This is a genomic window from Citrobacter sp. R4 (assembly GCF_026719175.1).
Classification (GTDB): domain Bacteria; phylum Pseudomonadota; class Gammaproteobacteria; order Enterobacterales; family Enterobacteriaceae; genus Citrobacter_A; species Citrobacter_A sedlakii.
Map to the genome: position 1 here is coordinate 665,988 of NZ_JAPPSU010000002.1, position 21,168 is coordinate 687,155.

19 protein-coding genes, 1 tRNA gene and 3 rRNA genes are annotated in these 21,168 nt (G+C 52.8%); 18 read left to right on the forward strand and 5 right to left on the reverse strand.

Going from position 1 to position 21,168, the window contains the following annotated elements:
- The first annotated feature begins 58 nt into the window (after nt 1–58).
- The 12 genes from msrP (at nt 59) to OOJ60_RS08705 (ending at nt 10,272) form a co-directional block, all read left to right on the forward strand.
- Nucleotides 59–1,063 carry a protein-methionine-sulfoxide reductase catalytic subunit MsrP gene (gene msrP / locus OOJ60_RS08650; RefSeq protein ID WP_205612394.1) on the forward strand — a complete coding sequence of 335 codons (1,005 nt, stop codon included), beginning with the start codon at nt 59–61 and terminating at the stop codon, nt 1,061–1,063.
- Nucleotides 1,064–1,663, forward strand: a complete 600-nt coding sequence (gene msrQ / locus OOJ60_RS08655; protein ID WP_205612395.1) for a protein-methionine-sulfoxide reductase heme-binding subunit MsrQ — start codon at nt 1,064–1,066, stop codon at nt 1,661–1,663. It abuts the gene before it with no gap.
- A gap of 383 nt (nt 1,664–2,046) precedes the next feature.
- Nucleotides 2,047–2,514, forward strand: coding sequence for an acetyl-CoA carboxylase biotin carboxyl carrier protein (gene accB, locus OOJ60_RS08660; RefSeq protein ID WP_042292003.1), 468 nt, complete (start codon nt 2,047–2,049; stop codon nt 2,512–2,514).
- Nucleotides 2,515–2,524: 10 nt separating this feature from the next.
- A complete protein-coding gene (gene accC / locus OOJ60_RS08665) occupies nt 2,525–3,874 on the forward strand; it encodes an acetyl-CoA carboxylase biotin carboxylase subunit (RefSeq protein ID WP_042292006.1) in 1,350 nt (449 codons plus the stop codon).
- Between the two features lie 108 nt (nt 3,875–3,982).
- Complete coding sequence (locus OOJ60_RS08670) at nt 3,983–4,225, forward strand: YhdT family protein (RefSeq protein WP_060571036.1); 243 nt, start codon at nt 3,983–3,985, stop codon at nt 4,223–4,225.
- Entirely contained in the window at nt 4,215–5,666 is a 1,452-nt protein-coding gene (gene panF / locus OOJ60_RS08675) for a sodium/pantothenate symporter (protein ID WP_181822459.1), read from the forward strand. Before OOJ60_RS08670 ends, panF begins: the two co-directional genes overlap by 11 nt.
- 11 nt (nt 5,667–5,677) lie before the next feature.
- A complete protein-coding gene (prmA, locus tag OOJ60_RS08680) occupies nt 5,678–6,559 on the forward strand; it encodes a 50S ribosomal protein L11 methyltransferase (protein ID WP_042292014.1) in 882 nt (293 codons plus the stop codon).
- A gap of 143 nt (nt 6,560–6,702) precedes the next feature.
- Nucleotides 6,703–7,443: a carbonic anhydrase gene (locus tag OOJ60_RS08685; protein ID WP_042292016.1), complete on the forward strand. Its 741-nt coding sequence runs from the start codon at nt 6,703–6,705 to the stop codon at nt 7,441–7,443.
- A gap of 326 nt (nt 7,444–7,769) precedes the next feature.
- The gene (gene dusB / locus OOJ60_RS08690; protein WP_181822458.1) at nt 7,770–8,735 is read left to right on the forward strand and encodes a tRNA dihydrouridine synthase DusB; all 966 of its coding nucleotides are present in this window, start codon (nt 7,770–7,772) and stop codon (nt 8,733–8,735) included.
- 23 nt (nt 8,736–8,758) lie between these two features.
- Complete coding sequence (gene fis, locus OOJ60_RS08695; protein ID WP_000462905.1) at nt 8,759–9,055, forward strand: DNA-binding transcriptional regulator Fis; 297 nt, start codon at nt 8,759–8,761, stop codon at nt 9,053–9,055.
- Between the two features lie 85 nt (nt 9,056–9,140).
- Nucleotides 9,141–10,025, forward strand: coding sequence for an adenine-specific DNA-methyltransferase (gene yhdJ, locus OOJ60_RS08700; protein WP_042292021.1), 885 nt, complete (start codon nt 9,141–9,143; stop codon nt 10,023–10,025).
- Between the two features lie 82 nt (nt 10,026–10,107).
- Nucleotides 10,108–10,272, forward strand: a complete 165-nt coding sequence (locus tag OOJ60_RS08705) for a DUF2556 family protein (RefSeq protein ID WP_042292024.1) — start codon at nt 10,108–10,110, stop codon at nt 10,270–10,272.
- Between the two features lie 27 nt (nt 10,273–10,299).
- On the opposite strand, the gene envR is transcribed toward OOJ60_RS08705, so the two are convergent.
- Complete coding sequence (gene envR / locus OOJ60_RS08710) at nt 10,300–10,962, reverse strand: acrEF/envCD operon transcriptional regulator (RefSeq protein WP_060571032.1); 663 nt, start codon at nt 10,960–10,962, stop codon at nt 10,300–10,302.
- A 407-nt stretch (nt 10,963–11,369) separates the two neighbouring features.
- Between envR and OOJ60_RS08715 the strand changes: the two genes are divergently transcribed.
- From OOJ60_RS08715 to OOJ60_RS08740, 6 genes are all read left to right on the forward strand, one after another.
- The gene (locus OOJ60_RS08715) at nt 11,370–12,533 is read left to right on the forward strand and encodes an efflux RND transporter periplasmic adaptor subunit (RefSeq protein ID WP_042292029.1); all 1,164 of its coding nucleotides are present in this window, start codon (nt 11,370–11,372) and stop codon (nt 12,531–12,533) included.
- 11 nt (nt 12,534–12,544) lie between these two features.
- The gene (locus OOJ60_RS08720; RefSeq protein ID WP_205612396.1) at nt 12,545–15,658 is read left to right on the forward strand and encodes an efflux RND transporter permease subunit; all 3,114 of its coding nucleotides are present in this window, start codon (nt 12,545–12,547) and stop codon (nt 15,656–15,658) included.
- Nucleotides 15,659–16,178: 520 nt separating this feature from the next.
- Nucleotides 16,179–17,204 carry an amino acid ABC transporter substrate-binding protein gene (locus OOJ60_RS08725; RefSeq protein ID WP_060571030.1) on the forward strand — a complete coding sequence of 342 codons (1,026 nt, stop codon included), beginning with the start codon at nt 16,179–16,181 and terminating at the stop codon, nt 17,202–17,204.
- A gap of 69 nt (nt 17,205–17,273) precedes the next feature.
- A complete protein-coding gene (locus OOJ60_RS08730; protein WP_060571029.1) occupies nt 17,274–18,455 on the forward strand; it encodes an amino acid ABC transporter permease in 1,182 nt (393 codons plus the stop codon).
- Between the two features lie 9 nt (nt 18,456–18,464).
- Nucleotides 18,465–19,568 (forward strand): amino acid ABC transporter permease, encoded by a 1,104-nt coding sequence (locus tag OOJ60_RS08735; protein WP_205612410.1) that lies wholly within the window; start codon nt 18,465–18,467, stop codon nt 19,566–19,568.
- A 7-nt stretch (nt 19,569–19,575) separates the two neighbouring features.
- A complete protein-coding gene (locus OOJ60_RS08740; protein WP_205612397.1) occupies nt 19,576–20,334 on the forward strand; it encodes an amino acid ABC transporter ATP-binding protein in 759 nt (252 codons plus the stop codon).
- Nucleotides 20,335–20,438: 104 nt separating this feature from the next.
- Here the strand turns inward: OOJ60_RS08740 and rrf (OOJ60_RS08745) are convergent.
- The 4 genes from rrf (OOJ60_RS08745) to OOJ60_RS08760 form a co-directional block, all read right to left on the reverse strand.
- Nucleotides 20,439–20,554: ribosomal RNA gene (rrf, locus tag OOJ60_RS08745) — 5S ribosomal RNA — on the reverse strand.
- Nucleotides 20,555–20,594: 40 nt separating this feature from the next.
- Nucleotides 20,595–20,670 (reverse strand) — tRNA-Thr (locus tag OOJ60_RS08750).
- A 14-nt stretch (nt 20,671–20,684) separates the two neighbouring features.
- A 5S ribosomal RNA gene (gene rrf / locus OOJ60_RS08755) occupies nt 20,685–20,800 on the reverse strand.
- Nucleotides 20,801–20,929: 129 nt separating this feature from the next.
- Nucleotides 20,930–21,168 (reverse strand): 23S ribosomal RNA (locus OOJ60_RS08760); the annotation flags it as partial.

Genomic DNA, 21,168 nt, shown 5'->3' on the forward strand with positions numbered 1-21,168 from the left:
GCATTGACAGACTCCCTGCCATAGTAACTACGCGTTACGCGTATGCCGGGAGTCTGTTATGAAAAAATACCGTCCACTTACTGAAGCCGATGTCACCGCCGAATCGGCTTTTTTTATGCATCGCCGCCAGGTGCTTAAAGCCCTGGGCATCAGCGCTGCCGCCCTCTCGCTCCCTACAACGGCGCAGGCCGATCTGTTGGGATGGTTTAAAGGCAACGATCGCCCCCCCGCGCCTGCCGGAAAGCCGCTCGACTTCAGTAAACCCAGCGAGTGGCAAAACAGCCTGACTTTAACGCCGGAAGATAAGGTCACTGGCTATAACAACTTCTATGAATTCGGACTGGATAAAGCCGATCCGGCGGCCAATGCCGGCAGCATGAAAACCGATCCCTGGACGCTGAAAATCAGCGGAGAGGTCGCTAAACCTCTGACGCTGGACCACGAAGCCTTAACCACCCGCTTTCCTTTAGAAGAACGCATTTACCGGATGCGCTGCGTCGAGGCCTGGTCAATGGTGGTACCGTGGATTGGCTTTCCTTTACATAAGCTGCTCGCGCTTGTCGAACCCACCAGCAATGCCCGTTATGTGGCGTTCGAGACGCTTTACGCGCCGGACGATATGCCGGGACAAAAAGATCGTTTTATCGGCGGCGGGTTGAAGTATCCCTACGTTGAAGGCCTGCGGCTTGACGAAGCCATGCACCCGCTTACCCTGCTCACCGTTGGCGTCTACGGTAAAGCGCTACCGCCGCAAAACGGCGCGCCCATCCGTCTGACAGTGCCGTGGAAATATGGCTTCAAAGGCATTAAATCGATCGTTAGCATCAAACTCACCCGCGAACGACCGCCGACCACCTGGAATCTCGCCGCCCCGGATGAGTACGGTTTTTACGCCAACGTGAATCCGCACGTCGATCATCCGCGCTGGTCGCAGGCCACGGAGCGATTTATCGGTACGGGCGGGATCCTTGACGTTAAGCGCCAGCCGACCTTGCTGTTCAACGGCTATGGCGAGCAGGTGGCGTCGTTATACCGGGGACTGGATCTGCGGGAGAACATATAAGTGCGGCTGAATGCAAAACAGATTACCTGGCTGAAAATCCTCCTTCACCTGGCGGGGATTGTGCCGTTGCTTTGGCTGTTCTGGGCAATTAACAGCGGCGGGTTAAGCGCCGATCCGGTGAAAGATATTCAGCATTTTACCGGTAGGACCGCTCTGAAATTCCTCCTGGCGACCTTGTTGGTCACGCCGCTGGCGCGTTACGCTAAACAGCCCTTATTGATACGCACGCGGCGTTTGCTGGGGCTATGGTGTTTTGCCTGGGCCACGCTGCATCTAACCAGCTATGCGATGCTGGAGTTGGGCATTCAGAATCTGGGTTTACTGGGCCGCGAATTGATTACGCGCCCGTATTTGACGCTGGGCATTATCAGCTGGCTTATTTTGCTGGCGCTGACGCTGACCTCCACGCAGGCGGCGCAGCGCAAGCTGGGCAAACGCTGGCAATTGCTGCATAACGTCGTCTATCTGGTGGTGATCCTCGCCCCTTTACATTATCTCTGGTCAGTGAAGGTTTTATCCCCGCAACCCGTTATTTACGCCCTGCTGGCGCTGGCGCTTTTAGCCTGCCGTTACAAGAAGTTTCGCCAGTGGTGGCGCTAGTTCAGCGAAGTGTGCTGTCGGTTACAAAACGCAGAGACTCAGATGTTATTTACGTGTTAGCGGTTGATTATCTTCCCTGATAAGACCAGTATTTAGCTGCCAATTGCTACGAAATCGTTATAATGTGCGACCCTGACCTCCCGGAAGGCGTTTTTAAGCCGCTGAAAGGGTGACAATCGCGCTTTGAAGGTATATTTTGTTTTTTGCCGGAGGATTGCCGCAAATCGCAGCATTTTGACCGACAAGTCTCACTTGAGGCGTAAAGGCGAAATAGACCGACGTCCTGACAGGCAAACGCGCTGTTGCCGTTGGGACTCACGCTTTACAGACAGCGGTAACCCCTCTGTCACAATCACACTAAACAAAGAGTACGGAACCCACTCATGGATATTCGTAAGATTAAAAAACTGATCGAGCTGGTTGAAGAATCAGGCATCTCCGAACTGGAAATTTCTGAAGGCGAAGAATCTGTACGCATCAGTCGTGCAGCGCCGGCAGGCAGCTTCCCGGTTATGCAACAGGCTTACGCTGCGCCAGTGATGCAGCAGCAACCGGCTCTGTCTAACGCAGTTGCTCCGGCAGCAGAAGCGCCGGCAGCCGCCGCAGCGGAAATCAGTGGTCACATCGTACGTTCCCCAATGGTTGGTACTTTCTACCGCACCCCGAGCCCGGACGCCAAAGCGTTCATCGAAGTGGGTCAGAAAGTCAACGTCGGCGATACCCTGTGCATCGTCGAAGCCATGAAAATGATGAACCAGATCGAAGCAGACAAATCAGGTACTGTGAAAGCGATCCTGGTCGAAAGTGGTCAGCCGGTAGAATTTGACGAGCCGCTGGTCGTCATCGAGTAACGAGGCGAACATGCTGGATAAAATTGTTATCGCCAACCGTGGCGAGATTGCACTGCGTATTCTTCGTGCCTGTAAAGAACTGGGCATCAAGACCGTGGCCGTGCACTCAAGCGCGGATCGCGATTTAAAACACGTATTGCTGGCGGATGAGACGGTCTGTATTGGCCCGGCTCCGTCCGTAAAAAGCTATCTGAACATCCCGGCGATCATCAGCGCCGCCGAAATCACCGGCGCGGTCGCGATTCACCCGGGTTACGGCTTCCTCTCTGAGAACGCCAACTTTGCCGAGCAGGTTGAACGTTCCGGCTTTATCTTCATCGGCCCGAAAGCCGACACTATTCGCCTGATGGGCGACAAAGTGTCTGCGATTACCGCCATGAAGAAAGCAGGCGTACCGACTGTACCGGGTTCTGACGGCCCGCTGACCGATGATATGGATGCGAACCGCGCCCATGCGAAACGCATCGGTTACCCGGTGATCATCAAAGCCTCCGGCGGCGGCGGCGGTCGCGGTATGCGCGTGGTGCGCAGCGATGCTGAACTGGCGCAGTCCATTTCCATGACCAAGGCGGAAGCGAAAGCGGCTTTCAGCAATGACATGGTGTACATGGAGAAATACCTCGAAAACCCACGCCACATCGAAATTCAGGTGCTGGCTGACGGTCAGGGGAACGCGATCTATCTGGCGGAACGTGACTGCTCCATGCAGCGTCGTCACCAGAAAGTCGTCGAAGAAGCGCCAGCGCCGGGCATTACCCCGGAACTGCGTCGTTACATCGGCGAGCGTTGCGCGAAAGCGTGCGTCGATATCGGCTATCGCGGGGCGGGTACCTTTGAGTTCCTGTTCGAAAACGGCGAGTTCTACTTCATTGAGATGAATACCCGTATTCAGGTTGAACATCCGGTTACCGAAATGATTACCGGCGTCGATCTGATCAAAGAACAACTGCGTATCGCAGCCGGTCAGCCACTGTCCATCAAACAGGAAGAAGTTGTGGTTCGCGGCCATGCGGTGGAATGCCGTATCAACGCCGAAGACCCGAATACCTTCCTGCCAAGCCCCGGCAAAATCACGCGTTTCCATGCGCCTGGCGGTTTTGGCGTGCGCTGGGAGTCCCATATCTACGCCGGTTACACCGTACCGCCGTACTATGATTCCATGATCGGCAAGCTCATCTGCTACGGCGAAAACCGTGACGTGGCGATTGCCCGCATGAAGAACGCCCTGCAGGAGCTGATCATCGACGGTATCAAAACCAACGTTGATTTGCAGACCCGCATTATGAACGACGAGCACTTCCAGAATGGTGGCACGAACATCCACTACCTGGAGAAAAAACTCGGTCTGAACGAGAAGTAAGTCAGCGTTAATGCGAAAAGGCCGGGCAACCCGGCCTTTTTTATTTCTGGGGATCGCCAGGCCCCATCATGTACAATCCCCGCTTTCTTCATCCACAAGGGACAAAAAATGGACAAACGTTTTGTTCAGGCCCATAAAGAAGCGCGCTGGGCGCTGTGGCTGACCCTTCTTTATCTTGCTGCATGGTTAGTGACCGCTTACTTACCAGGCGTGGCGCCGGGTTTCACCGGGCTGCCCCATTGGTTTGAGATGGCCTGCCTGTTGACGCCGCTGATCTTCATTCTGCTGTGCTGGGCAATGGTAAAATTTATCTATCGCGACATTCCGCTGGAGGATGACGATGCAGCTTGAAGTCATTCTGCCGCTGGTTGCCTACCTGGTTGTGGTATTTGCCATTTCTGTTTATGCCATGCGTAAAAGGCAGACCGGCTCATTTCTGAATGAATATTTCCTCGGCAGCCGCTCAATGGGCGGGGTTGTGCTGGCCATGACCCTGACCGCGACCTATATCAGCGCCAGTTCATTTATTGGTGGCCCGGGCGCCGCCTATAAATACGGGCTGGGCTGGGTTCTGCTGGCAATGATTCAGCTCCCCGCTGTCTGGCTCTCGCTGGGCGTCCTCGGTAAAAAGTTCGCCATTCTCGCGCGCCGTTATAATGCCGTGACCCTTAATGACATGCTGTTTGCCCGCTACCAAAGCCGACTGCTGGTGTGGCTGGCGAGTCTCAGCCTGCTGGTGGCCTTTGTCGGGGCGATGACAGTGCAGTTCATCGGCGGCGCGCGGCTGCTGGAAACGGCGGCGGGTATTCCTTACGAAACCGGGCTGCTGATTTTCGGGGTCAGTATCGCGCTGTACACCGCCTTTGGCGGCTTTCGCGCCAGCGTGCTGAACGACACCTTGCAAGGGTTGGTGATGCTTATTGGTACGATCGTTCTGCTGGTCGGTATCGTGCACGCCGCAGGCGGTTTAGGACACGCGGTTGCAACCCTGGAGGCCATTAATCCGCAACTGATCTCCCCTCAGGGAGCGGATGATATCCTGTCTCCCGCCTTTATGACCTCGTTCTGGGTGTTGGTGTGCTTTGGCGTGATCGGGCTGCCGCATACGGCGGTACGCTGTATTTCGTATAAAGACAGCAAGGCCGTGCATCGCGGGATGATCATCGGCACCATCGTGGTCGCGATCCTGATGTTCGGGATGCACCTTGCGGGCGCGCTGGGACGCGCGGTGATCCCGGACCTGACGGTGCCGGATCTGGTGATTCCCACGCTGATGGTCAAGGTGTTGCCGCCTTTCGCTGCCGGGATCTTCCTGGCTGCGCCAATGGCGGCGATTATGTCGACGATCAATGCGCAATTGCTGCAGAGTTCCGCTACGATCATTAAAGATCTCTACCTTAATATTCGCCCGGATCACGCGGAAAATGAGACGCGGCTGAAGCGTATGTCTGCGGCGATCACCTTGATCCTGGGAGCGCTGTTATTGCTGGCGGCCTGGAAGCCGCCAGAGATGATTATCTGGCTGAATCTGCTGGCGTTTGGCGGACTGGAAGCGGTATTCCTGTGGCCTCTGGTGCTTGGGCTGTACTGGGAGCGCGCAAACGCAACCGGGGCGTTGAGCGCGATGATCGTCGGTGGTGGGCTATACGCCATCCTCGCCACCCTGAATATTCAGTATCAGGGCTTTCACCCGATAGTGCCCTCGCTACTGCTAAGTCTGCTGGCCTTTCTGGTCGGAAACCGTTTCGGTTCCCCCGCACCACAGGCCGCCGTATTGTCTACTGATAAATAAAGAGTTTTGCCATGCCATGGATCCAATTAAAACTGAATACCACCGGTGCGAATGCGGAAGATCTGAGTGATGCGTTAATGGAAGCAGGCGCTGTTTCCATTACCTTCCAGGATACCCACGACACGCCGGTTTTCGAGCCATTGCCGGGCGAAACCCGCCTGTGGGGCGACACTGACGTGATCGGCCTGTTTGACGCAGAGACGGACATGAAAGAAGTGGTCGCGATTCTTGAGAATCATCCGCTGCTTGGCGCGGGTTTTGCCCATAAAATCGAACAGTTAGAAGATAAAGACTGGGAGCGCGAATGGATGGAAAACTTCCACCCGATGCGCTTTGGCGAACGCCTGTGGATCTGCCCCAGCTGGCGTGAAGTCCCCGACGAAAACGCGGTCAACGTCATGCTCGACCCGGGACTGGCGTTCGGTACCGGCACACATCCAACGACCTCCCTGTGCCTGCAATGGCTGGACAGCCTCGATTTAACCGGTAAAACCGTGATCGACTTCGGCTGTGGCTCCGGCATTCTGGCGATTGCGGCGCTGAAGCTTGGGGCGGCGAAAGCCATCGGCGTGGACATTGATCCGCAGGCGATTCAGGCCAGTCGCGACAACGCCGAACGTAACGGCGTTTCCGATCGCCTGGCGCTTTACCTGCCGCAGGATCAACCAGAAGCCCTGAAAGCCGACGTGGTGGTCGCTAATATCCTTGCTGGCCCGTTACGCGAGCTGGCGCCGTTAATCAGCGTCCTGCCCGTTACAGGCGGTTTGCTGGGCCTTTCCGGTATCCTCGCCAGCCAGGCGGAAAGCGTCTGCGAAGCCTATGCCGACCTCTTCGCCCTCGATCCGGTAGTGGAAAAAGAGGAGTGGTGCCGGATCACCGGAATAAAACAGTAATCCCTTTTTTCCAATATGGCCTGTTCGCAGGCCTTTTTTTCGGTTTTTTATCTCTTCTCCATCGCCTTCCATTCGCTAAAATAGTGACGTAACCAATTGAAGTTACACATATAAAAATCATATACATTCATTGGAAGAATACGATGAACCATTCTTTGAGCAAGGCAGCGCTTCTGGCGCTAAGTATCATGCCGTTTACGGCACTGGCCTCACACTGGACCTATGAAGGCGAAGGCGCCCCGGAGCACTGGGGTACGCTGAGTGAGGAATATAAAACCTGTCAGACAGGAATGAATCAGTCCCCTGTTAATATCGACCATACGGTCAATGCCCATTTGAGTCCGCTGGCTACCCACTATGTTGATGGCCCTGTCACGCTGATCAACAACGGGCATACCATTCAGGCCGGGTTAAAATCCACCACTGCGGATACCGTAACGATCGATGGCCAACCATTCACGTTGCAGCAGTTTCACTTCCATGCGCCGAGCGAAAACACCGTTCACGGTAAGCATTACGCCATGGAGATGCATCTGGTGCATAAAGATGCGAAAGGGGCGATTACCGTCGTCGCCGTCATGTTCGACAAAGGCGCCGCCAATAGCGAACTGGAAAAGCTGTGGGCGACGATGCCGGAAAAAGCCGCTCAGGACGTCAAGATTACCACTCAGATGGACCTGAACGCGCTGTTGCCAAAAGAGAAATCTTACTGGCGTTTCAGCGGCTCTCTGACCACTCCGCCCTGCTCTGAGGGCGTGACCTGGATCGTTCTTAAGCATCCGCTGACCCTCTCTGCGGCACAGCTGGAGAAGTTCAGCCACACCATGCACCATGACAATAGCCGCCCGGCACAGCCGCTGAATGGCCGCGTGGTGGTTGAGTAAACGACGACACCGTAAACGTTCATGCCTGAAATGAGAGCATAGTCACACTATGACCTGCTAATCTGCTGGTTAATTCAGCAGATTATCTTGTCAGCTCCTGTGGTATCGAAGAAAAAATGAGAAGTTACGCAAAATAATACGCGTACAGAAATTCGACACATTTTTTTAATTTAATGATTTATAAAGCTAATTATTCAAGTCACCTTCGTTTAACGGTGATTCTTTGATCCATCTCAGAGGATTGGTCAAAGTTTGGCCTTTCATCTCGTGCAAAAAATGCGTAATATACGCCGCCTTGCAGTCACAGTATGGTCATTTCTTAACTCATGCGCATCGGACAATACCAGCTCAGAAATCGCCTGATCGCAGCGCCAATGGCTGGCATCACTGACAGACCCTTTCGGACGCTGTGCTACGAGATGGGAGCAGGATTGACCGTATCCGAGATGATGTCTTCTAACCCGCAGGTTTGGGAAAGCGACAAGTCCCGGCTACGGATGGTGCACGTTGATGAGCCAGGAATTCGCACGGTGCAAATTGCCGGTAGCGACCCTGTTGAGATGGCCGATGCCGCACGTATCAACGTGGAAAGCGGCGCCCAGATTATTGATATCAATATGGGGTGTCCGGCTAAAAAAGTGAATCGCAAGCTCGCAGGTTCAGCCCTCTTGCAGTACCCGGAATTAGTGAAGTCAATACTAACCGAGGTCGTCAGAGCAGTGGACGTTCCTGTCACCCTGAAGATTCGCACCGGCTGGGCTCCGGAACACCGTAACTGCGTAGAGATTGCCCAACTGGCTGAAGACTGTGGCATTCAGGCTCTGACCATTCATGGACGCACCCGCGCCTGTTTGTTCAATGGAGATGCTGAGTACGACAGTATTCGGGCAGTTAAGCAGAAAGTTTCCATTCCGATTATCGCGAATGGCGACATTACTGACCCGCTTAAAGCCAGAGCTGTGCTCGACTATACGGGGGCTGATGCCCTGATGATAGGCCGCGCAGCTCAGGGAAGACCCTGGATCTTCCGGGAAATCCAGCATTATCTGGACACTGGGGAGCTGCTGTCCCCCCTGCCTTTGGCAGAGGTTAAGCGCTTGCTTTGTGCGCATGTTCGGGAATTGCATGACTTTTATGGCCAGGCAAAAGGGTACCGAATTGCGCGTAAACACGTCTCCTGGTATCTCCAGGAGCACGCTCCAAATGACCAGTTTCGGCGCACATTCAACGCCATTGAGGATGCCAGCGAACAGCTGGAGGCGTTGGAGGCATACTTCGAAAATTTTGCGTAATGAAATAAAGAGCTGACAGAACTATGTTCGAACAACGCGTAAATTCTGACGTACTGACCGTTTCTACCGTTAACTCTCAGGATCAGGTAACTCAAAAGCCCCTGCGTGACTCGGTTAAACAGGCACTGAAGAACTATTTTGCTCAACTGAACGGTCAGGATGTTAATGACCTCTATGAGCTGGTACTGGCTGAAGTTGAACAGCCCCTGTTGGACATGGTGATGCAATACACCCGCGGTAACCAGACCCGTGCTGCTCTGATGATGGGCATCAACCGTGGTACGCTGCGTAAAAAATTGAAAAAATACGGCATGAACTGATACTAATCAGTTAACTGTCTGATATAAAAGGCGCTACTCGGCATGGGGAAGCGCCTTTTTTATACGCATTTCTTGTGGAGTAGAGATGAAAACGGGAGTTGAACCACACTACTTTGGCAATGAATCGACGTCGGTCATTCACGGAGATGCGTTAGCCGAACTCAAGAAATTACCCACTGAAAGCGTCGACTTAATTTTTGCCGATCCGCCCTATAACATCGGAAAAGATTTTGACGGCATGCGGGAAGCCTGGGACGCGGACGTTTTCCTCGCCTGGCTGTTCGAATGCATTGAAGAGTGTCATCGGGTACTGAAAAAGCAGGGCACGATGTACATCATGAACAGCACCGAGAACATGCCATATATTGATCTCAAGTGCCGGAATCTGTTTACCATCAAGAGCCGGATCGTCTGGTCCTACGACAGCTCAGGCGTACAGGCGAAGAAATATTTCGGCTCAATGTACGAACCGATCCTGATGATGGTAAAAGACGCCAAAAATTACACCTTCAATAGCGAAGCGATTCTGGTTGAGACGAAAACCGGCGCTAAACGAGCGTTGATTGACTACCGTAAAAACCCGCCTCAGCCCTACAACACGCAAAAAGTCCCGGGAAACGTCTGGGAGTTTCCCCGTGTGCGTTACCTGATGAATGAATATGAAAACCATCCGACGCAAAAGCCTGTCGCCCTGTTAAAGCGGATCGTATTGGCCTCCTCAAACCCTGGCGATACCGTTCTTGATCCTTTCGCGGGCAGCTTTACCACCGGCGCGGTGGCGCTGGAGACAGGACGGAAGTTCATTGGTATTGAGGTAAATGATGAATACGTCAAGATAGGCCTGCGACGCATGAATGTGACCTCGCACTTCACCAGCGATGAGCTTGCGAAAGTGAAAAAACGGAAGACGAAAAATTTGTCGAAAAAGAGCCGGACGGGGCCCAAAACGCTCAGCGTCGTGACAAAGTAAAAGCATTGTAAGCCCGCTTTTCAGAGCGCATTTTTCGTGTATATTTCCAGCACGCTTGGGCATGAATACACAGGATTGGACAATGATTCGCAAGTATTGGTGGCTGGTTGTTTTTGCGGTCTCCGTTTTTATCTTTGATGCGTTACTGATTCAGTGGATCGAGCTTATCACCACGGAATCCGACAAGTGTCGCAACATGGACTCGGTGAATCCCCTTAAGTTGGTCAACTGTGCCGACCTGCAATAGCGTCACGTTTTTGAATTGGGGAAATGATTATATTTCCCCGTGAATATTGGTTGGTTTTATTAATTGCCTGACATTTCCGTCCGGGCTTAACATGCTTAATACGTTATCCACCAGCGCAGGCGCCTGCTCATAAAGATTATAACTGGCAGGGTTCATTAACCAGTTTTTAAGGATGCCGCTAAAACTGCCGCAAATAATGATTAAGGCCACGTCCAGATCAAGGGTTCCGGGTATCATGCCCTCCGCTATACAGGCCTGTAATGCCTCGCGTAACGCCTGCTGGTTAAAACCTATTTTCTCACGTATTTCCCGCTCAGATATCATGTCATCCTGAAATTCACATTTATGATATAAGATTTGTAATAAAGCCTGCTGTCGTGGAACGTCGGCAATATATTGCAATGCGACGATAAACTTCTCACGCAGTTGTTGTAACGGGTTTTCTGCATTCAGCGCAGTGACTCGTTCCTGAATAAGATCGCGCAAAGGGGGTTGCTGCTGCCACACTTCGTTAAACAACTGCGTCTTGTTGCTGAAGTGCCAGTAGATTGCGCCACGCGTGACCTGGGCGGCGTCAGCAATATCATTGAGCGTGGTGTTGCCTACGCCCCGTGCGGCAAACTGAGTAATGGCCGTTTCAATTAAATGTTGTCGCGTTTTAAGGGCATCAGCCTTGGTTTTTTTTGCCATGGAGTATCACATCAGAGTTGGAGTAATTATTACGCCAGTAAAGCCGTTCTGGAAAAACCGACTGTAACATCTCAGACCCGCGCACACGAAATAAAAGCCTGATTGTGACGCACAAATCATTCAAATAAATAGAGTACGCGAATGCCAATAGATAAATTATTCACACAAGGAATGTATATTTCAAAATATATTAACTCGCAATAAAGAATGTCTAAATTCGACAGGGCAATACGGTAAGCCAGTGTTCCTTTTTTTGTTTTTACGTGCCGTTGCGCCAACCTAAAAATAAGTATTACTTACATCGCGACCCAATAATTTGTAGGATAGCAAGCTGTTATTTTTTCGCGCACGTTACCGCCTTACCGTTATCCGGTAAATAACGAGCTATTGGTTTTTAAGGAACAGTAATGACGAAACATGCCAGGTTTTCACTCCTGCCCTCATTCATTATCATCTCTGCTGCGCTGCTGGCCGGTTGTAACGATCAGGGAGAGCAACAAGCGCATGCCAGCGAGCCGCAAGTGACCGTACACGTGGTCAACACCGCGCCATTAGCCGTGACCACAGAATTACCGGGACGCACCACAGCCTTCCGCATTGCCGAGGTTCGCCCGCAGGTTAGCGGTATTGTCCTTAAACGGAATTTCACCGAAGGTAGCGATGTCGAGGCCGGACAGTCGCTTTACCAGATCGATCCGGCAACCTATCAGGCCGACTATGACAGTGCGAAAGGCGAGCTGGCGAAAAGCGAAGCCGCTGCCGCCATCGCCCATTTGACGGTGAAACGCTATGTTCCGCTGGTTGGTACAAAGTACATCAGCCAACAGGAATACGATCAGGCCATTGCCGATGCGCGCCAGGCTGATGCCGCCGTCACAGCCGCAAAAGCCGCGGTGGAAAGCGCGCGTATCAATCTCGCTTATACCAAAGTCACCTCGCCGATAAGCGGACGGATTGGCAAATCAAGCGTCACCGAAGGCGCACTGGTGACTAACGGGCAGGCGACGGAACTGGCAACCGTACAGCAGCTCGACCCTATTTACGTCGATGTGACCCAGTCCAGCAACGACTTCATGCGTCTGAAAGAATCTCTCGAACAAGGCAGTCTGCACAAGGATAACGCCAGCAGTAGCGTCGAGCTGGTCATGGAAAATGGCCAAGCGTATCCGCTAAAAGGCGCTTTACAGTTCTCTGATGTCACCGTTGACGAAAGCACCGGCTCAATCACCTTACGCGCCGTGTTCCCTAACCCGCAGCACACATTACTGCCGGGCATGTTTGTCCGCGCGCGTATCGATGAAGGCGTTCAGCCAAACGCGATCCTCGTACCACAGCAAGGCGTCACACGAACCCCGCGCGGCGATGCCACAGTACTGGTCGTGAACAACGAAAGCAAAGTGGAATCCCGCCCCGTCATCGCTTCGCAGGCAATTGGCGACAAATGGCTGATAAGCGAAGGGTTACAGCCTGGCGATCGGGTGATCGTGAGCGGGTTGCAAAAAGCGCGTCCAGGCACCAAAGTGAAAGCCACGCCGGATACCGAAGCCCCTGCTGCACAAGCGGCGCAATAAGGTAAACGGACATGGCAAACTTTTTTATCAGGCGTCCTATTTTTGCTTGGGTACTGGCCATCATTCTGATGCTGGCGGGCGCCCTGGCCATTATGCAACTGCCCGTTGCGCAGTACCCCACCATCGCTCCACCGGCGGTTTCAATTTCCGCAAACTATCCGGGGGCAGATGCCCAGACGGTACAAGATACCGTGACTCAGGTTATCGAACAGAATATGAACGGTATCGATAACCTGATGTATATGTCCTCCACCAGCGACTCTGCGGGAAGCGTAACCATCACGCTGACCTTCGAGTCGGGTACCGATCCGGATATCGCTCAGGTTCAGGTTCAGAACAAACTGCAGCTGGCGACACCGCTCCTGCCGCAGGAAGTTCAGCAGCAGGGAATTAGCGTTGAGAAGTCGAGCAGTAGCTTCCTGATGGTTGCAGGCTTTGTTTCCGATAACCCTCAGACCACCCAGGACGATATCTCCGACTATGTCGCCTCAAACGTTAAAGACTCCATCAGCCGTCTGAACGGCGTCGGTGACGTTCAACTGTTTGGCGCGCAGTATGCGATGCGCATCTGGCTGGATGCCACTCTCCTGAACAAATACCAGCTCACGCCGGTAGATGTTATCAACCAGTTGAAAGTGCAGAACGACCAAATCGCGGCCGGTCAGCTTGGCGGGACGCCCGCCCTGCCGGGACAACAGCTTAACGCCTCGATCATTGCGCAGACGCGTCTGAAAGATCCCGAAGAATTCGGCAAAGTCACGCTGCGCGTAAACAGCGACGGCTCCGTCGTGCGGTTGAAAGATGTCGCGCGCATTGAGCTTGGCGGAGAAAACTATAACGTTGTCGCTCGCATTAACGGTAAACCGGCATCCGGTCTGGGGATTAAACTGGCTACCGGCGCCAACGCCCTTGATACTGCCACCGCCATTAAGGCCAAACTGGTCGAGCTACAGCCCTTCTTCCCGGCGGGAATGAAAGTGGTTTACCCATATGACACCACCCCGTTTGTGAAAATCTCCATTCATGAAGTGGTGAAAACACTTTTCGAAGCAATCGTACTGGTATTCCTGGTGATGTATCTGTTCCTGCAGAACATCCGCGCCACGCTGATCCCGACCATTGCCGTTCCGGTTGTCCTGTTGGGGACGTTTGCGGTACTGGCGGCATTTGGTTACTCGATAAACACCCTGACCATGTTCGGCATGGTGCTCGCCATCGGCCTGTTGGTCGATGACGCGATAGTGGTGGTTGAAAACGTCGAACGCGTGATGATGGAAGATAAATTGCCTCCACGGGAAGCCACTGAGAAGTCCATGTCGCAGATTCAGGGCGCCCTGGTGGGGATCGCAATGGTGCTCTCCGCCGTGTTCATCCCGATGGCCTTCTTTGGCGGATCGACAGGCGCAATCTACCGCCAATTCTCCATCACCATTGTGTCGGCAATGGCGCTCTCGGTGCTGGTCGCGTTGATTCTCACGCCTGCGCTCTGCGCGACGTTGCTTAAACCCGTCTCCGCTGAGCATCATGAGAAAAAGAGCGGTTTCTTCGGCTGGTTTAACGCCAAATTCGATCATAGCGTCAACCATTACACCAATAGCGTCAGCGGCATTGTCCACAACACCGGTCGTTACCTGCTAATCTATCTGCTGATTGTTGTCGGGATGGCGCTCCTGTTCGTACGCTTGCCGACATCCTTCTTGCCTGAAGAGGATCAGGGCGTGTTTCTGACCATGATCCAACTTCCTGCCGGGGCAACGCAGGAGCGCACGCAAAACGTGCTGGATCAAGTGACCCATTATTATCTGGACACCGAGAAAGCCAACGTTGAAAGCGTCTTTACCGTGAACGGCTTTAGCTTCAGCGGTCAGGGACAAAACTCGGGGATGGCCTTTGTGAGCCTCAAGCCCTGGGAGGAGCGTAGCGGCGAAGAAAACAACGTTGAATCGATTATCGCCCGGGCGACTCGCGCTTTCAGCCAGATCCGGGATGGCATGGTTTTCCCTTTCAACATGCCAGCAATTGTCGAGCTGGGTACCGCAACGGGCTTCGACTTTGAGCTTATCGACCAGGCGGGGCTGGGGCATAACGCGTTAACCCAGGCGAGAAACCAGCTTTTAGGAATGGTGGCTCAACATCCTGAAACGTTAGTACGCGTTCGCCCGAATGGGCTGGAAGACACTGCGCAGTTTAAGCTGGACGTCGATCAGGAAAAAGCGCAGGCGCTGGGCGTCTCGCTGTCCGATATCAACGAGACAATCTCTGCGGCGCTGGGCGGCTACTACGTTAATGACTTCATTGACCGTGGTCGTGTGAAGAAAGTCTATGTTCAGGCCGACGCCCAGTTCCGCATGTTGCCAGAGGACATCGATAATCTGTATGTGCGGAGCGCAAATGGAGAGATGGTGCCGTTCTCTACGTTTAGTTCGTCGCACTGGATTTACGGTTCGCCGCGTCTGGAACGTTACAACGGCCTGCCTTCAATGGAGCTCCTGGGGGAAGCCGCCCCTGGAACCAGTTCCGGTGAGGCGATGGCCTTAATGGAAAGCATGGCTTCCAATCTTCCTGTGGGGATTGGCTATGACTGGACAGGAATGTCGTATCAGGAGCGGCTATCCGGAGACCAGGCGCCAGCGCTAATCGCCATCTCGTTTGTCGTCGTCTTCCTTTGCCTGGCCGCATTGTATGAAAGCTGGTCGATACCTTTCTCGGTGATGCTGGTTGTGCCGTTAGGTATTGTGGGGGTATTGCTCGCCGCAACGTTATTTGGGCAAAAGAATGACGTTTACTTTATGGTTGGGCTGTTAACCACCATTGGCCTGTCCGCGAAGAACGCGATCCTGATTGTCGAATTCGCGAAAGACTTAATGGATAAAGAAGGCAAAGGCGTTATTGAAGCGACCCTCTCTGCGTCACGTATGCGTTTACGTCCAATTCTCATGACGTCACTGGCCTTTATACTTGGCGTATTGCCGCTTGCGATCAGTAATGGCGCGGGCAGCGGCGCGCAAAATGCGGTCGGGATCGGCGTGATGGGCGGCATGGTTTCAGCAACCCTGCTGGCAATCTTCTTTGTGCCTGTCTTCTTCGTGGTCGTCAGAGGACGTTTTGGACGAACCCGCCAGTAACCGTGTCAACAAAGGCGTCTCAGGACGCCTTTGTGACAGCCTGTCTTGTTCTTACTTTATGAATCGAATCATTATTTTGTTCTGTACGGCAGGGTGTCATTACGCTTTTACCTGTATCACCATAATTAAGCCGTTTGAAAATGATTTCTGGTATCACCTTTAATTATCTTTTTCTCTTCATTGATTTACTTTTCTGTTAGCTCTGTAAATTTCCTACTGCTCATTTACGAAATACTTTTCTATTACTCACCCTGTCGATATTCACGTCCGAAATTAGTATTTCGTTTTAGTGAATATGTTAAAAATATTTTGCTCCAAAATGTGGCTTACGTTTCATTTTCGCACTATTTAAGGGCGCTGCATGTATTTAATCCTGTCTACACTCTGGATATTGCGTCGTGCACGCTGACGCAAAACCTGGCACTCCCTTTGCTTATAAGAGTATGGCCAGGCCACAGACAGGTTTAAAACGTTGCATAACGTTCTCTATAACAATAATTCTCGCCACACAGGATGCATTATGAAAAAGATGATGATCGCCACGCTGGCTGCCGCCGGCGTGCTGCTTACGGTTGCAAATCAGGTACATGCGGGTGCAACCCTGGATGCCGTAAAAAAGAAAGGCTTCGTACAATGTGGGATCAGTGATGGACTGCCCGGTTTTTCTTACGCCGACGCGGAGGGGAAATTCTCGGGCATTGATGTCGACGTATGTCGCGGTGTCGCTGCTGCTGTGCTCGGCGACGACAGCAAAGTGAAATACACCCCGCTGACGGCCAAAGAGCGCTTCACCGCGTTACAGTCCGGCGAAGTGGATCTTCTCTCGCGGAATACGACCTGGACCTCCTCGCGTGACGCCGGGATGGGCATGTCATTTACCGGCGTAACCTATTACGACGGCATCGGTTTTCTGACACACAACAAAGCGGGTCTGAAAAGCGCGAAAGAACTTGATGGTGCGACCGTTTGTATTCAGGCAGGAACAGACACTGAGCTGAACGTGGCTGACTATTTTAAAGCGAATAAGATGAAGTATACCCCAGTGACCTTTGATCGCTCTGACGAGTCGGCAAAAGCGCTGGAGTCAGGACGTTGTGATACCCTCGCCTCCGACCAGTCTCAGCTTTACGCTCTGCGCATTAAGCTAAGTAACCCAGGCGAATGGATCGTCCTGCCGGAGGTAATCTCCAAAGAGCCGCTTGGCCCTGTTGTCCGTCGCGGCGATGATGAATGGTTTGCTGTTGTACGCTGGACGCTGTTTGCGATGCTTAATGCTGAAGAGATGGGAGTCACGTCGAAAAACGTTGATGAGAAAGCGGCTAACCCTGCAACGCCGGATATGGCGCATCTGTTAGGCAAAGAAGGGGATTACGGTAAAGACCTGAAACTCGATAACAAGTGGGCATATAACATCATCAAGCAGGTGGGTAATTACGCTGAGATCTTTGAACGTAACGTGGGATCGGAAAGCCCGTTGAAGATCAAACGTGGGCAAAACAATCTCTGGAATAACGGCGGCATCCAGTACGCACCACCCGTACGTTAAGCCGTTGTGCTGTAACGAGCGCCGCACAGGCGGCGCTCAGTCCAGAGTCATGGTTACCGAGGCTTTCTTATGTTCCATCGCCGCTCTCACGCAAAAGGATCGCTCTCCTTTTCTCATCCTGTGGTCCGCGCGTGGCTGTTTCAAATTATCGCCATTCTTGCGGTCGTCGCCGTGGTTATTTACCTTGTTCACAATACGATTAATAACCTGAGCAATCGCGGCATTACTTCAGGTTTTGCGTTTCTTGACCGTAGTGCCGGGTTTGGTATTGTCCAGCACCTGATTGACTATCAACAGGGTGATACTTACGGGCGCGTTTTTCTGGTTGGTTTGCTTAACACCTTGTTGGTTTCCGCATTGTGTATTGTGTTTGCCTCCGTTCTCGGCTTTTTTCTCGGGCTGGCACGCCTTTCCGATAACTGGTTACTGCGCAAACTGTCGACGGTGTATATTGAGATCTTTCGCAACGTCCCCCCGCTTTTGCAAATATTTTTCTGGTACTTCGCGGTGTTACGCAATTTGCCCGGCCCGCGGCAAGCTGTCAGCGCGCTGGATGCCGTGTTTCTGAGTAACCGGGGTCTCTATATTCCCTCTCCGCAATTGGGAGAAGGCATACTGCCTTTTACGATCTCAATTGCGCTCGCCGTTGCGATTTCCGTTGGGCTGTTTCGCTTCAATAAAATGCATCAGACAAAAACAGGACAGTTACGTAAAACCTGGCCTACTGCGCTGGGGCTGATTGTCCTGTTGCCACTGTTCGCCCACTGGCTTTTTGGCGCTGCGCTTCATTGGGACATCCCCGAATTGCGGGGCTTTAACTTCCGTGGCGGAATGGTGCTTATCCCCGAACTGGCGGCGTTGACGCTGGCACTGTCGGTTTATACCTCGGCGTTTATTGCGGAAATTATTCGCGCGGGGATTCAGGCGGTGCCGTATGGTCAACATGAAGCAGCGCGTTCGCTGGGGCTTCCAAACACGGTCACCCTACGTCAGGTCATTATTCCTCAGGCGCTGCGGGTGATCATCCCGCCGTTAACGAGCCAGTACCTCAATATTGTTAAGAATTCCTCGCTGGCCGCCGCGATTGGTTATCCCGATATGGTTTCGCTGTTCGCGGGAACGGTTCTGAATCAGACAGGACAGGCCATTGAAACGATCGCCATCACCATGTCGGTGTATCTGATCATCAGCCTGAGCATCTCACTGCTGATGAACATCTATAACCGCCGCATCGCCCTCGTTGAGCGCTAAGGAAGCATGATGACAAAAGTTCTGCTGTCACATCCCGCGCGTCCGGCCAGTCATGGTCATGGCCGAATCGTGGCCTGGGTGCGTAAAAATCTTTTTTCCAGCGTATTGAATAGTCTACTGACGATCTTATGCCTGTGGCTGATGTGGGAGCTTATTCCTCCCTTCGTAAACTGGGCGTTTTTGCAGGCCAATTGGGTCGGTTCTGCTCGTGCGGACTGCACGCAATCAGGCGCATGCTGGGTGTTCATCCATGAACGCTTCGGCCAGTTTATGTTTGGCCTTTATCCGCACGAGCAACGCTGGCGGATCAAGCTGGCGCTGTTTGTCGGGCTGGTCTCAATTGTTCCGATGTTCTGGAACAGGATGCCCCGGCGCGGACGTTATATTGCTGTCTGGGCAGTCATCTACCCGTTAGTGGTCTGGTGGTTGTTGTATGGCGGTTTGCTGGGGCTGGAGCGGGTTGAGACGCGCCAGTGGGGAGGGCTGACCCTGACCTTAATCATCGCCTCTGTCGGGATCGCTGGGGCGTTACCCTTAGGGATTCTTCTGGCTCTGGGGCGCCGCTCCCCTATGCCCGTTGTCCGGATCTTATCCGTTATTTTCATTGAGTTCTGGCGAGGCGTGCCGCTGATCACCGTCCTGTTTATGTCATCGGTTATGCTGCCATTGTTCATGGAAGAAGGAACAAGTATCGATAAACTTATTCGGGCGTTGGTAGGGGTGATTCTGTTTCAGTCCGCCTATGTCGCGGAAGTTGTTCGTGGTGGGCTTCAGGCGCTGCCAAAGGGTCAATATGAAGCGGCGGAATCGTTAGCTCTTGGCTACTGGAAAATGCAAGGGCTGGTCATTCTTCCCCAGGCCCTGAAGATGGTTATTCCGGGCCTGGTCAACACCATCATCGCGCTGTTTAAAGATACCAGTCTGGTCATCATCATCGGCCTGTTCGATCTCTTTAGTAGCGTGCAACAAGCCACGGTTGACCCTGCCTGGCTGGGTATGTCCACCGAAGGCTATGTTTTTGCCGCTCTGATTTACTGGATTTTTTGCTTCAGCATGTCGCGCTACAGCCAGTATCTGGAAAAGCGCTTTAACACCGGGCGTACGCCGCACTGAGGATTCTATGAGCCAACTTTTAATGCCATCTGCCGACGCGATGATTACGCTGGAAAACGTTAATAAATGGTACGGGCAGTTCCATGTTTTAAAGAATATTAACCTTAGCGTAAGACAGGGAGAACGCATTGTTTTATGTGGTCCTTCCGGATCGGGGAAATCAACGACGATCCGCTGCATTAATCATCTCGAAGAACATCAACAAGGACGTATCGTTGTGGATGGTATCGAGCTGAATGAGGACATTCGTAATGTCGAACGCGTCAGGCAGGAGGTTGGAATGGTGTTCCAGCATTTTAATCTCTTTCCGCATCTCACTGTTCTGCAAAACTGTACGCTGGCTCCCATTTGGGTACGTAAAATGCCGACAAAAGAGGCCGAAGCCCTGGCGATGCACTATCTCGAACGCGTTCGTATAGCGGAGCATGCTCATAAATTCCCGGGCCAGATCTCGGGCGGTCAGCAGCAGCGCGTAGCGATTGCTCGCTCGCTGTGCATGAAACCGAAAATCATGCTGTTTGATGAACCTACTTCAGCGTTGGACCCTGAAATGGTTAAAGAAGTGTTGGATACCATGATTGGCCTGGCACAGTCGGGGATGACAATGCTTTGCGTCACGCATGAGATGGGGTTTGCCAGAACCGTGGCAGACAGAGTGATCTTCATGGACCGGGGAGAGATTGTAGAGCAGGCTCCGCCAGATGAGTTCTTCGCGCATCCGAAATCAGAACGTACGCGAGCGTTCCTGTCGCAGGTCATTCATTAAACGCTTGTTTTGCCCGGTGGCGCCACGCTTACCGGGCCTATAGATTCATAGGGTTCCAAACGCAAAAAGGCCATCCTTTCGGATGGCCTTCTCACTTAATTGATGTCTGGCAGTTCCCTACTCTCGCATGGGGAGACCCCACACTACCATCGGCGCTACGGCGTTTCACTTCTGAGTTCGGCATGGGGTCAGGTGGGACCACCGCGCTACTGCCGCCAGACAAATTCTTTTCTACTGTGCCGAACTTTAACCTAATTAAGTGGTGCTGATACCCAGAGTCGAACTGGGGACCTCACCCTTACCAAGGGTGCGCTCTACCAACTGAGCCATATCAGCACGCTAAATTTGATGCCTGGCAGTTCCCTACTCTCGCATGGGGAGACCCCACACTACCATCGGCGCTACGGCGTTTCACTTCTGAGTTCGGCATGGGGTCAGGTGGGACCACCGCGCTAAGGCCGCCAGGCAAATTCTTTGTGCTCTGTACGCAATACTTTATCGCATCAGCAGCGCTGGCTGCGCAAACTATTGCGTACTTAACTCTGAATCTGAGCTGAAAATCTTCTCAATTCCGCCAAAACATCTTCGGCGTTGTAAGGTTAAGCCTCACGGTTCATTAGTACCGGTTAGCTCAACGCATCGCTGCGCTTACACACCCGGCCTATCAACGTCGTCGTCTTCAACGTTCCTTCAGGACTCTCAAGGAGTCAGGGAGAACTCATCTCGGGGCAAGTTTCGTGCTTAGATGCTTTCAGCACTTATCTCTTCCGCATTTAGCTACCGGGCAGTGCCATTGGCATGACAACCCGAACACCAGTGATGCGTCCACTCCGG